Consider the following 11,824-nt stretch of genomic DNA (forward strand, 5'->3'; position numbering starts at 1 on the left):
GACTGCTCGAATCAGACATTATAAAAGACATCGAGGAATATCGGAAAAACCGGGAGGAGGAAAAGAAAAAATAACAGCTAATGCCCTGGAACCTGCTATTACTTCCGCTCGTTGCGGGATACTACATATTCACAAAATCTTATTATTTTAAGTTCAAACAGCAAAGACTTGATCAACAACGATTAATCTTTGAGAGTATTATTTTAGCTGTTATAGCTTCGGTAATCACTTATATACTGCGGCTGTTTTATGAATCCGTTACCTCATTGGAATTTCAGCAAATCGTTTACAATGCCATTCCTATCAAATCCCCTTACACCGGAACCTCTTTATGTGTGCTACTTCTTTCGATTGCCTTTACGGAGTTTAGTAATTTGTTTTTAAACGAAAAGAAACGCATTATAAAAGCAATTAAAGCTATCGGAAATGAATTTGAATTACAACTGAAATCATCTTTTACAGACAATAAGTTGTTATTATTTACCCTGAATAACGGGAAAGTTTATATCGCCTGGGTAAAAGAACTTCCGATACCTTCCGTCTCCAAATACGTCCGAATAATACCAATAATCAGCGGATACAGAGATGATCAGAAAAATGTGGTACTTACCACACATTATCTTTCCGTGTATGCGGAATATATTAAGGAAGGTAAAGTAAAGTCCATCGAAGAACTTGATACGGATGTCATCTTAAACTCAGACGATATCGTCACCGTCAGTTTTTTTGACACTGAAATGTATTCTGTTTTTAATCAGGTAGGAAAATCGAATCCTGATTCCGGGAAATCTCCCGACACCGTGGGCCGCAATTCTTAGCTTTTCAGTTTCTTCACAATATTCGTGGTACTGAATCCTTCCACCAGCGCAACTGTTTTCACTTCGCCGCCGTTTGCAAGGATCGTTTCACGTCCCACAATGTATTTTTTGCTGGAAGCATCTTCCTCATTCGCATCGTAATCCGCACCTTTCACCAACACATCTGGTTTCAATAATTCGATCACGGAAACCGGAGTATCTTCATCAAAGAATACCACACCGTCTACAAAACTCAATGAAGCCAGGATCAATGCACGGGAAGATTCCGGGTTAATAGGCCGCTCCTCGCCTTTTCCCTGCCGCTTTACAGAAGCATCGGTGTTGATGGCGATAATCAGTTTCGAACCGAAATCAGCTGCTTTTGCCAGGTAAGTCACGTGACCTTCGTGCAGGATGTCGAAACAACCATTCGTGAATACTACTTTTTCTCCGGATTGTTTCCATTCCTGAACGCGTTGTGCCATATCTTCGTGTGAAGAAATCTTATGCTGGATCTGTTCGAACTTCCCCATCTTTTGAATAGTTTTTTGGTAAGAGAAAAAAGGATATAACCCCCAGAACGATGATCAATACCGTTTGAGAAGCCCAGATAATCGTTCCCAAAGCACAACCGATTCCCCAGGCCTGGCTTCCGTATTGATCTTTCAAGTAATATTCAATGACCAATCCTACTACCAAAGGAAAAACTCCAATTCCGCCATTAGTAAGCGTAATTCCAAGTGATCCGGCCAAAAAAGCGATGAGCATTCCTGTTGGCGGAACATCCGACGTTTCGTCCAATGCAAAAAAGCAAATCGCGAAATAAACCACATAAAGGATCCAGATGAATAACGTATGTCCGATAAATCCGATTGGATTCCGGGTTTTAAAGACGGATAATACACCTGCAAATAAACCTTTGATAAAACCGACTACTTTTTGGCGGATACTTTTCAGGAGCAAAATCACTCCCAAAGCACATGCAATGACACCGAGAATAATCCATTTAACCAACTGAAAAGCAGATGCAGACTCCGGGTTACCGGAAAACCGGGCTTCAATCAACCCTTTGATTTTCCAGAAATCTCCCGCCCCGACAATGGAAGCGATCAGAGCAACAGAAAACAGCATGATGAGGTCGAAAACGCGCTCAGCCAAAATAGTACCGAATGATTTGGAAAAAGGAACTCCATCGGAACGGTACAACATAGCAGCCCTAGAAGCTTCTCCGGCCCTGGGAATGGTCAGATTCACAATGTATCCGATCATAATGGCATGGTAGCGGTTCCACAAAGAAGTTTGGTATCCCATTGGCTCCAACAGGTATTTCCAGCGATATGCCCTGGAGAGCAATGCAAAAAAGCTTAATAATAAGGATAGGAAAACCCAGAAATAATCGGCTTCGCGAAGCGCTTTGTAAAAAGCAGCCTCCACCTCCGGTTCCATGGATGTGAAAAAGTACCAGATCAGATAAACGCCTAAGGCCAGTGGAAGAACTGTTTTTAGAAGAATACCTGCTGTTTTTTTCATCAGACTATCAAATTAGTCAATTCATTTGGAAAAACCAAGGACGGTTTGAATGATCTTGCTTCCTCCGGAGTCATATATCCGTACCCGATAACAATAATCATATCTCCCACAGCTACTTTTCTTGCCGCCGGGCCATTTAAGCAAATTGTTCCGGTTCCTCTGTCACCCTTGATCACGTAAGTTTCCAAACGCTCTCCGTTATTGATGTTAACAACCTGAACCCGTTCACCTTCAACCAGGTTAGAGGCATCCATCAATGCTTCGTCAATGGTAATACTTCCAACATAATTTAATTCTGCCTGAGTAACGCGTACGCGGTGAATTTTTGATTTGACTACTTGTATCAACATGTTTGTAAAAATCGAAGTGCAAAGGTAATACTATAATTGCGAATTATGAATTGCGAATTCCTAATTAATCAGAACAAAGTCATTCGCAATTATTCCGATCAGACAAGTGCCATATTATCTATCAGTCTCACCTCTCCGCAAAAGCAAGCGATACACATGGTTGCACCCGGAACCCAGTGATCCGTAAGGTCCTGCAAAGTAACGGGATCAACGATCGTCAAATACTCCAGTTGCAGTGTTCCGCGGTTAAAAAATTCAACAGCGCGTGCTACTGTCTCTGCCGGAGAAAATTGAGCAGCATCCTGTTTTGCCTGCGTCAACGTTTTAAAAATAATCAGTGCTTCTTCCTTCTGTTCTTCGGTCAGGCGTTTATTGCGGCTACTCATTGCCAGTCCTTTCTCTGTGCGGGAAGTTTCGCAGGGAACAATTTGGATCGGAAGGCTCAATTGTTCAACCATCTTTTTGATTACGGCAACCTGCTGAAAATCCTTTAGCCCGAAGAATGCTTTTTGAGGTTCAACCAGTTCAAACAGGCGGGAAACCACCTGAACAACTCCTTTGAAATGACCCGGACGGAATTTTCCTTCCATCACTTCATCCAAACCCTCTAAATCTACCCGGGGAGATACCAGGTTTTCAGGATAAATTTCTCGTTCTGAAGGAAAAAAAGCAATGTCGCAACCGAATTTTTTCAACAATTCGGAATCGGCTTCCGGAGTCCTCGGATACTTTTCTAGATCGGATGGATTATTGAATTGCGTCGGGTTTACAAAAACACTCACAACAACCACGTCACATTCAGCATTGGCGCGACTTACCAAGTCCATATGACCTTGATGCAAAGCACCCATAGTTGGCACAAAACCAATACTTTTACCTTCTTTCCGGGATGCATCCAGGGCTTGTTTGAGCCCTTCAACCGTGTTGATTATTTCCACATTTCTACCCTTTCGTTCAAAACAAGCAGGCAAAACTATATTAATATCTTGAAGATTCCGTCTTTTTTTCTTAATTTTGCACTTATAATATTCAAAAATTCCCCTATCGAATTCTATGGAAAAGAAAAGAATTCTCTTTGTTTCTCAGGAAATTTATCCATTTCTTGCAAAAACAGAAATTTCTCACAATGCTCGCAAGCTTCCGCAAGGGACGCAGGAGAATGGTAAAGAAATCCGTGTTTTCACACCTCGCTTTGGTACGATTAACGAAAGAAGACATCAACTTCATGAAGTAATCCGCCTTTCGGGAATGAATATCATTATTGACGACAACGATCACCCGCTGATCATCAAAGTAGCGTCAATTCCGGCAGCACGTTTACAGGTCTACTTCATTGATAACGATGAGTTCTTCAAACGTAAAACAAATGTAACGGACGATAAAGGTGCTGATTTTACAGACAACGACGAAAGAAGCATGTTCTTCTGCCGCGGTGTTTTGGAAACAGTTAAAAAATTAGGATGGAAACCGGACGTGATTCACTGTCACGGTTGGATGACTTCCCTGATGTCCCTTTATATCAAAAAGATCTACAACAAAGATCCGCATTTTGCTGATACGAAAGTAGTTTACAGCATCTATAACGATAAAGAAGGATTCGAATCTTCCTGGGATGAACGCTTCCATGAGAAGTTGAAGTTCGATGGATTTGATGAAGAAGTCACAAATTTAGTTAAAACGCCTACCCTGGATGCAATAACAAAAGCAGCAGTAACGTTCTGTGACGGTGTTGTTCAGGGCAGTGAAGTAATTCCGGCGGATTTACAAAAAGTCTACGATGAGGCAACGTGTTTAAAACTAAATTATTTACCTGAAGAACACTTAACCAAAGGATTATCAGAGTTCTTTGACAAAGTAATAGAAGAAGGCATTTTGATACAATGATGAATCTAAAAAAACTACATAATAACTGGCGGAAAGGAATTTTACTTTCCGCTTGTTTTGTCTTAACACTTTCCGTTTTACCAGGATGTAAAAAAACATCTTCTCCTTTCGGTTCAGAAGCATTGAGTGTGGAAGATTTGCTGGCGGCAGGTGGAAAGGATACTTTTCAACTGAATACTTATTCGGTTCCTTTCGATACGCTTGCAACCGATAATCAGAATTTTGGGACTCTGGGAGCTTATCACGACCCGAAATTCGGAATTGTGAATGCGTCTATTTACACGCAACTTACAGTTAGCGGAGCAGTTACCGTAGGAACAAATCCTATCATTGACTCCATCGTTCTTAGTTTGAACTATGGCGGTTATTATGGTACACTTGATCCACAGACTTTTGAAGTTTACCAGCTTGCAGATGAGTTAGATGTAGATTCGGTTTACAAACGGTCTACAGTCAAATCCACGATGGGTTCCAACTTAGTGGACCCTTCTTCTGCTACCCAAACTCCGAACACCAGTGCAAAAGTCATATTGACGGGTGATACTACGCAGCTGAACCCACAATTGAGGTTGCGTTTGAACAATGCATTCGGCCAGCAATTCCTGGACGATATGGCAGCTGGAAATTCAGCTTTCACAAGCAGCAGTAATTTCCTTAGTTCCAATTATTTAAAAGGACTAAAAATCAGTGTTTCAAATACCAATCCTGCAAAAGGAAAAGGCGCCGTTTTGTATTTCAAACTAGACAATTCGCAGACCAAAATGACTATTTACTACAAATTAGGATCGGAATCCGTTCAAAAACAAGTTGCACTGGTTATCACCGGTGCCTGCGCTGATTTCAACCATGTAGATATTGATAATTCCGGGTACCACATTGCAGACGTACTTGCAAATCCGATCAACGGGAAAACCCAGTTTTACAGTCAGTCATTCAACGTTATTCCAAAAATTGAAATGCCTACTATCAGTAAGCTTAGTAACAAAACATTGCTCAACAACGCTTTGTTATCTTTACCGATTGCATACCACTCCGGGGATGTTTACTACCCGACTCAAACTTTCGGATTGGCTTATTCGGAAGACGGAGGCAAAACCTACAACGTTATCGCAACGGCCAATTACGACAACAATCAAAAAGGATTTTTATTTGACATCAGGCATTACGTTCAGGAAGTAATTTCCGGGAAAAAACAGAATAGCGGACTTTACGTGATCCCGGCGCAAAACTATTTTCGTTGTACTGCAGACCGCGTTGTTTTCAACGGTTCTGCATCTCCTTACAAGACAAAACCCAAATTAGTTCTTAAATACACTGAATTCAAATAAATTATGTGTGGAATTGTAGCATATATCGGGAAGAAAGAAGCTTACCCTATTTTAATTAAAGGATTAAAGCGATTGGAATATCGTGGGTATGATAGTGCAGGAATTGCATTGTTGGATTCCGGAAAGGTGAATTTATACAAGCGCCAGGGAAAAGTTTCCAACCTGGAAGAATTTGCCGCAGGCAAAAACATATCCGGGCATGCAGGTATCGGTCACACACGCTGGGCTACTCACGGTGCACCGAATGATATCAACGCACACCCTCATTTTTCAAACGACGAAAAAATCGCATTGATCCACAATGGGATCATTGAGAATTATAACAGCTTAAAAGAAGAATTGATCGTTCGCGGATACCATTTCAGAAGTCAGACAGATACGGAAGTATTGGTTCACCTGATCGATGATATCCAAAAGAAGGAAAAAGTAGACTTGGCAGAAGCAGTTCGCATGGCTTTACAAAATGTGATCGGTGCGTACGCGATCGTTGTTATTTCTTCCGATAATCCGAACCAGCTGATCGCAGCCCGTAAAAGTTCTCCGTTGGTTGTAGGTATCGGGAAAGAAAATGATTTCTACCTGGCTTCGGATGCAACACCGATTATCGAATACACGAACCAGGTTGTTTACCTGGAAGATGAAGAAATCGCTGTAGTAGACCTGACATCCGGATTGAACATCACAAACCTGCGCAACCAGCCGAAAACTCCTTACGTACAGGAATTGGAAATGCAGCTGGAAACCCTTGAAAAAGGCGGATACGAGCATTTCATGCTGAAAGAAATCCACGAACAGCCACGTTCCATCAAAGATTGTTTCCGCGGACGTTTGAACGCTTCCGAAGGATGGGTTTCTTTGGGCGGAGTGAAAGACTACGAGCAAAAAATGATCAATGCACAACGCATTGTGATGGTAGCCTGCGGAACTTCCTGGCATGCTTGTCTGGTCGGAGAATATTTGTTCGAAGATTTGGCGCGCATCAATGTTGAAGTCGAATATGCATCCGAATTCAGGTACCGCAATCCGATCATCAATGAAAACGATATCGTAATCGCTGTTTCGCAATCCGGTGAAACTGCAGATACGTTAGCGGCATTGGAATTGGCGAAATCAAAAGGCGCAACGATTCTCGGAATCTGTAACGTGGTAGGATCTTCCATCTCACGCATTACGGACGCAGGTTCATACACCCACGCAGGACCGGAAATCGGGGTGGCTTCCACCAAAGCATTTACCGCTCAGGTAACCGTTCTGACTTTGATGGCACTTTCTCTGGCTCATAAAAAAGGGACTTTAAGCGAATCGAAATTCAGAACCATGCTTTCCGAACTGGAAATCATTCCTGAGAAAGTGAAACGCGTATTGGAGCGCAATGCCGAGATCGAAGAAATTTCCAGAATTTACAAAGATGCAAACAACGCACTTTACCTGGGAAGAGGAAGTTCTTTCCCGGTTGCACTGGAAGGGGCGTTGAAACTGAAAGAAATCTCCTACATCCACGCAGAAGGATATCCTGCAGCAGAAATGAAGCACGGGCCAATCGCTTTGATCGATGAAGAGATGCCGGTTTTCGTGATTGCTACCAAAGGAACTTCCTACGAAAAAGTAGTAAGCAATATCCAGGAAGTAAAAGCACGTAAAGGAAAGATCATTGCAATCGTAACCGAAGGAGATACGGACGTAAAAGAAATGGCAGATCACGTGATCGAAATTCCGGATACGGACGAACACCTGGTTCCTATCCTGGCAACCATTCCGTTCCAGTTATTGAGCTATCACATTGCGGTGATGCGCGACTGCAACGTGGACCAGCCAAGAAACCTGGCAAAATCCGTAACAGTAGAATAAATAAGCTTTCAAAAAATAAAAAGGGGCGATCCATCAATTTGAAGGATACGCCCCTTTATCTTTATATCCTTTCGGAAAATTGTTACATAAATCCCACAAATCACCTTGTTTTAGATTCACAGTAAGGTGCTTTTTGGTATTTTGTTTCACCAAACTCAGGATATGCAACAAGGACTCTCCCCGGAAAACCTCCAATCAGATATTGAAACAATCGGTAATATAAGAGGTATTTCTTCTATGCTGGAAGTGATTTGCAGAACTACGGGAATGGGTTTTGCAGCTGTTGCAAGAGTTACCGAAACAACCTGGGTAGCTTGTGAAGTACGAGACGAAATCTCCTTTGGATTAAAAGCTGGCGATGAACTTAAACTGAAGACAACTATCTGTGATGAGATCAGGCATTCAGGAACCATGGTTGTGATTGATCATGTTCAGGAGGATCCTCATTTCAAAACGCACCATACACCTTTGATGTACGGTTTCCAAAGTTACATTTCCGTTCCTATTTTCCGCAAGAACGGAGAATTTTTCGGAACGCTTTGCGCCATTGATCCCCATCCGGCCAAGTTAAATAATCCTACAGTGATCAGCATGTTCAAGCTCTTCACAGATTTGATCTCCTTTCATCTCGATGCAGTGGATCAGCTTGCACAAGTGCAGGCAAAACTCGAAGAAGAAAAAAAGGTTGCTGAACTGAGAGACCAATTCATTGCAATCTTAGGACATGATCTCCGGAACCCGATCAGCTCCGTAACACTAGCTGCAGAAATGCTTTTGGCCGGCAATCTGGATGAAAACAACCGCATGATCGTGCAAACCATCCAGCGCAGTGCTTTCCGGATGATGGGATTAATTGAGAACATCCTTGATTTCGCACAGGGCCATCTTGGTGGAGGAATCGCACTGAAGCGCAAAATAAATCCGGAACTGCAACCGGTTATTGAACAGGTTATTGCCGAAATCCGCAACATTTGGCCCCAACGGGAAATTGACACCACGATCTCGCTTGATGGACCCGTTGATTGCGACGCAGATCGCATTGCCCAGCTTTTTTCAAACCTCATGGGGAATGCCATGATACATAGCTTGCCGGAAACCCCGGTCGAAGTAATTGTTGCAGGGAACCAACAATCTTTTTCAATTGATGTGATCAACGAAGCGGCTCCGATCACACAGCGTGAACTGAACAGCCTGTTTCGTCCGTTTCTGCGGGGAAAAGATAGAACGGAGAAAAAAGGGTTGGGACTCGGATTGTTTATTTCTTCCGAAATTGCCAAAGCTCACAAAGGAGTGCTCCGGGCAACCTACGAACAAGGACATGTACGCTTTTCATTAACCATTCCCCAAAAAGCCAAAAAGAATCATTTTCCTGAAATGGAGGTGGCCGACACAAAGCCGGCACCAATCTCTGATGGTGAATGACTCCATAAAAAAAGGATCATCCGCCTTATCCGAATAATCCTTTTTTTCATATTGGAGGTTATTGGTAGAACTTATTTATCTTCGGATTCGACATTTCCTTTTAACATCAGTTCCTCCCGGAAAAGTCTTATTTTCAATCCTTTCAAAGATTCTTGCTGGTAAAAGTATAATTCAGAAGTAATCAATCCTTCACCGTTAACCCGCAGTGAAGCCGGATTTTTAGCCCAATTCAGTGGAATCCTGAACTTTCCGTCTTTGGAAGGAACCAGGCTTGTAATTTCTTTTCCGTCGACATCCAGCAATTGGATCGTTACCCGGTCAAACCCTTTTCCATCTACCAGGATGATTCCTTCGGTAAATTTCTCGTCCTTGTGATCGTAATATTCGGTCCTGACCACCATGCCATCCAAGGGTTCCTGGTAAATGACCTGCGTTGTATCAACAGGTGTTACCTGCGCTTGTGTATGAACAGCCGAAAAAGTACTCAATGCCAAACCCAATGCAACCGCTTTCAGGTCGAATGAGAACGCATGATGAGGTTTCGTCAACCGGTAACTTTTCTCCATTTGGTCCGGGCGAAACCTTCCGCAAACAGATTCGTTTTTTCGGTTTTCCAGGTAACTGACAATGGAAAAGTCAGACATGGAACTGAAATCCACAACCGTCTTGCTGCAAGCTTCACAAAACCGGCCTTTTGCTTCCGGTTTCATTTTTCCCCAGTCTTCGTGACAAGGTGCCTCGATGGTATATTTAACTAATTTCGCTTTCATAGCATCAGGAATTAATCGTCTTTTCTCATTACTTTACCCATTTTCACCGGGTGCTTTTCATACAAGACAACCTTCAATCCGCTTAAAGACTGGTGATTTTCAAAGTAAACTGTTTGAGTATTGTATCCATCAGAACTCACTTTGATGGCTACCGGATTCTTAGTCCAATCCAGCGGAATCCTGAATTTCCCGTTATCCGGGCGAATAACCACAGACGATAATTCAGCAGCATTTCCATCTATCAATACAATTTTAATGTCTCCAAACTTCTTATCATCCAGCTGAATGTTTCCGCTTACGAATTTTTCATCCCGGTGATCGTAGAAAACGGCAACTTCCCCTTGTTTGACAACCATTGTTTCTGTACTGTCGTGCTGCTCCGTAATCGGTGTATTTTGTGACTGAGCCGGAATCGCAGAAAAAGTACTTAATGCCAGGCCCAATGCCACAGCTTTCAAATCAAATTGGAATAAAGTCGGATGAGGTTTCGTCCACAAATAGGTTTTATCCAATTGCGCTTCCGTGAATCGTCCGCAAACCGACTGATGCTTATTGTTCTCGAGGTAATTCACAATGGAAAAATCAGACATCGCGCTGAAATCAACCACTGTTTTACTGCAGGAAGAGCAAAAACGCCCTTGTGCTTCCGGTTTCATCTGGTCCCAGTCTGCATGACAAGGTTCTTCGATCTGATAGTGTATTTTCTTCGGTTTCATGGCTCACTTTATGGGGAGTACAGGCTTTCTTCAAAAAGGTTCAATGCGTCTTCTATTTTTCCGTTTTCCGGATGCTCACATTTCCCATTTCGACCTTTTGCAAAATCCGGTCTTCTTCCGGTTCATCCACTTGTTTGATATCTCCCTGAATGACTTCACCCCGGATCATTTCAATTTCTTCGGGTAAAATAACCTCGATATTGCTGAGTTGTCTCATCGTTGAAAAATGCAATTCTTGTCTTTCATAACCAACTCCGCTTATCTCGATAAAAGCCGGTTTCAATTTCCAGTCCAGGTTGAATTCAAATTTTCCTTTCGCATCCGGATGAATGGTTTCCAGGATCGTTCCGTCTTCTGTTTTCAGTACAACGTTTATGGTTTTGAAATCAGCTATGTGATTCCGGATTTTACCCTGCGCCTTCTTTTCACTGGTGTGATCCAAATTGCGGTAGGCAATTGTTCCGATCACCAAAGGTTGAATAAGCGTGGTAGTATCTATCTTCAAAGGTTCCGGAGTTTCCGTTTGTGCAAAACCATGGATCGCAGAAAAAGTGGTCAAAGCTAATCCCAGAACGACCGTTCTTAAATCAAAAGCAGGTGCAAAAACCGGTTGATTCAAGGAATAAACACGCTCCAATTGCGGTTTCGTAAATCGTCCGCAAACCTTTTCGTTTTTGTGCTCTTCCAGGTAATTTACAATGGAAAAATCGGACATTGCGGTAAAATCAATTACCGACTTTTCACAGGACCCACAGAAGCGGCCTGTAGATTCCGGAGTCATATCGTTCCAGCTTTTCCCGCATGGGTCCGGAATGGAATAGTGAATCTTTGTAGCTTTCATAGCACGATTTTTTGACAGTACAGTGTATAACTCCAAAAGTTCAGATCTATTTTGTTTATTTATTAACTTCCCTGATTATCAATTCATTTTTTCTGTAAATTAGTTCAAAACAGTTTGTTTATGATTCGAATAAAACGGTTTCAAAGAACACTCATCATTTTATTGGCAGCCATTAATTCGCTCTTCTATTCCAGTTCGCGTTCTTATTCGCTTACAGACACACTTTCCAACACTGTTATTTTTACCGGAATTGTGACACTCTTTGTATTTAGCTATGTATACATACAAAATACTTCACGCCGGAAGAAAGCAAAGGTTAAATCCTAGTTAATCCCGTA

At 42.3% G+C, this 11,824-nt stretch carries 13 protein-coding genes; 6 read left to right on the forward strand and 7 right to left on the reverse strand.

The window, feature by feature from the left end; genetic code table 11:
* Nucleotides 1-266: 266 nt before the first annotated feature.
* Nucleotides 267-818 carry a hypothetical protein gene (locus ABDW02_RS18470; protein WP_343637231.1) on the forward strand — a complete coding sequence of 184 codons (552 nt, stop codon included), beginning with the start codon at nucleotides 267-269 and terminating at the stop codon, nucleotides 816-818.
* On the opposite strand, the gene rfaE2 is transcribed toward ABDW02_RS18470, so the two are convergent.
* The 4 genes from rfaE2 to panC all read right to left on the reverse strand — a co-directional run bounded on the left by rfaE2 (nucleotide 815) and on the right by panC (nucleotide 3,615).
* Nucleotides 815-1,330, reverse strand: coding sequence for a D-glycero-beta-D-manno-heptose 1-phosphate adenylyltransferase (gene rfaE2, locus ABDW02_RS18475; RefSeq protein ID WP_343637233.1), 516 nt, complete (start codon nucleotides 1,328-1,330; stop codon nucleotides 815-817). The genes ABDW02_RS18470 and rfaE2 overlap by 4 nt on opposite strands.
* A complete protein-coding gene (locus tag ABDW02_RS18480) occupies nucleotides 1,302-2,327 on the reverse strand; it encodes a lysylphosphatidylglycerol synthase transmembrane domain-containing protein (RefSeq protein WP_343637235.1) in 1,026 nt (341 codons plus the stop codon). The genes rfaE2 and ABDW02_RS18480 overlap by 29 nt, the downstream gene beginning before the upstream one ends.
* Entirely contained in the window at nucleotides 2,327-2,677 is a 351-nt protein-coding gene (gene panD, locus ABDW02_RS18485) for an aspartate 1-decarboxylase (RefSeq protein ID WP_343637237.1), read from the reverse strand. The genes ABDW02_RS18480 and panD overlap by 1 nt, the downstream gene beginning before the upstream one ends.
* Nucleotides 2,678-2,775: 98 nt before the next feature.
* Nucleotides 2,776-3,615: a pantoate--beta-alanine ligase gene (panC, locus tag ABDW02_RS18490; RefSeq protein ID WP_343637239.1), complete on the reverse strand. Its 840-nt coding sequence runs from the start codon at nucleotides 3,613-3,615 to the stop codon at nucleotides 2,776-2,778.
* A 115-nt stretch (nucleotides 3,616-3,730) separates the two neighbouring features.
* Here panC and ABDW02_RS18495 point away from each other — a divergent pair, with 115 nt between their 5' ends.
* From ABDW02_RS18495 to ABDW02_RS18510, 4 genes are all read left to right on the forward strand, one after another.
* Complete coding sequence (locus ABDW02_RS18495) at nucleotides 3,731-4,561, forward strand: glycogen/starch synthase (protein WP_343637241.1); 831 nt, start codon at nucleotides 3,731-3,733, stop codon at nucleotides 4,559-4,561.
* A complete protein-coding gene (locus ABDW02_RS18500; protein ID WP_343637243.1) occupies nucleotides 4,558-5,889 on the forward strand; it encodes a DUF4270 family protein in 1,332 nt (443 codons plus the stop codon). Before ABDW02_RS18495 ends, ABDW02_RS18500 begins: the two co-directional genes overlap by 4 nt.
* Nucleotides 5,890-5,892: 3 nt before the next feature.
* A complete protein-coding gene (gene glmS / locus ABDW02_RS18505; RefSeq protein ID WP_343637245.1) occupies nucleotides 5,893-7,737 on the forward strand; it encodes a glutamine--fructose-6-phosphate transaminase (isomerizing) in 1,845 nt (614 codons plus the stop codon).
* Nucleotides 7,738-7,899: 162 nt separating this feature from the next.
* Entirely contained in the window at nucleotides 7,900-9,159 is a 1,260-nt protein-coding gene (locus ABDW02_RS18510; RefSeq protein ID WP_343637247.1) for a GAF domain-containing sensor histidine kinase, read from the forward strand.
* A gap of 71 nt (nucleotides 9,160-9,230) precedes the next feature.
* Here the strand turns inward: ABDW02_RS18510 and ABDW02_RS18515 are convergent, their stop codons facing one another.
* From ABDW02_RS18515 to ABDW02_RS18525, 3 genes are read right to left on the reverse strand one after another with little or no spacing between them, the layout of a single operon-like run.
* On the reverse strand, nucleotides 9,231-9,929 hold the full coding sequence (locus ABDW02_RS18515) for a hypothetical protein (RefSeq protein ID WP_343637249.1): 699 nt from the start codon (nucleotides 9,927-9,929) through the stop codon (nucleotides 9,231-9,233).
* An 11-nt stretch (nucleotides 9,930-9,940) separates the two neighbouring features.
* A complete protein-coding gene (locus ABDW02_RS18520) occupies nucleotides 9,941-10,645 on the reverse strand; it encodes a hypothetical protein (protein ID WP_343637251.1) in 705 nt (234 codons plus the stop codon).
* A gap of 52 nt (nucleotides 10,646-10,697) precedes the next feature.
* Nucleotides 10,698-11,486 carry a hypothetical protein gene (locus ABDW02_RS18525; RefSeq protein ID WP_343637253.1) on the reverse strand — a complete coding sequence of 263 codons (789 nt, stop codon included), beginning with the start codon at nucleotides 11,484-11,486 and terminating at the stop codon, nucleotides 10,698-10,700.
* A gap of 120 nt (nucleotides 11,487-11,606) precedes the next feature.
* Between ABDW02_RS18525 and ABDW02_RS18530 the strand changes: the two genes are divergently transcribed.
* A complete protein-coding gene (locus tag ABDW02_RS18530; protein WP_343637255.1) occupies nucleotides 11,607-11,813 on the forward strand; it encodes a hypothetical protein in 207 nt (68 codons plus the stop codon).
* The last annotated feature ends 11 nt before the right edge of the window (nucleotides 11,814-11,824 follow it).

Source organism: Fluviicola sp. (assembly GCF_039596395.1).
Lineage (GTDB): Bacteria > Bacteroidota > Bacteroidia > Flavobacteriales_D > Crocinitomicaceae > Fluviicola.

What these genes read in the sequence shown, in the direction of transcription:
- ABDW02_RS18480 (WP_343637235.1), bottom strand. Translation starts at nt 2,327, where the DNA reads ATGAAAAAAACAGCAGGTATTCTTCTAAAAACAGTTCTTCCACTGGCC.
- ABDW02_RS18525 (WP_343637253.1), bottom strand. Translation starts at nt 11,486, where the DNA reads ATGAAAGCTACAAAGATTCACTATTCCATTCCGGACCCATGCGGGAAA.
- ABDW02_RS18510 (WP_343637247.1), top strand. Translation starts at nt 7,900, where the DNA reads ATGCAACAAGGACTCTCCCCGGAAAACCTCCAATCAGATATTGAAACA.
- ABDW02_RS18530 (WP_343637255.1), top strand. Translation starts at nt 11,607, where the DNA reads ATGATTCGAATAAAACGGTTTCAAAGAACACTCATCATTTTATTGGCA.
- panD (WP_343637237.1), bottom strand. Translation starts at nt 2,677, where the DNA reads ATGTTGATACAAGTAGTCAAATCAAAAATTCACCGCGTACGCGTTACT.
- ABDW02_RS18500 (WP_343637243.1), top strand. Translation starts at nt 4,558, where the DNA reads ATGATGAATCTAAAAAAACTACATAATAACTGGCGGAAAGGAATTTTA.
- rfaE2 (WP_343637233.1), bottom strand. Translation starts at nt 1,330, where the DNA reads ATGGGGAAGTTCGAACAGATCCAGCATAAGATTTCTTCACACGAAGAT.
- ABDW02_RS18495 (WP_343637241.1), top strand. Translation starts at nt 3,731, where the DNA reads ATGGAAAAGAAAAGAATTCTCTTTGTTTCTCAGGAAATTTATCCATTT.
- glmS (WP_343637245.1), top strand. Translation starts at nt 5,893, where the DNA reads ATGTGTGGAATTGTAGCATATATCGGGAAGAAAGAAGCTTACCCTATT.
- ABDW02_RS18520 (WP_343637251.1), bottom strand. Translation starts at nt 10,645, where the DNA reads ATGAAACCGAAGAAAATACACTATCAGATCGAAGAACCTTGTCATGCA.
- ABDW02_RS18515 (WP_343637249.1), bottom strand. Translation starts at nt 9,929, where the DNA reads ATGAAAGCGAAATTAGTTAAATATACCATCGAGGCACCTTGTCACGAA.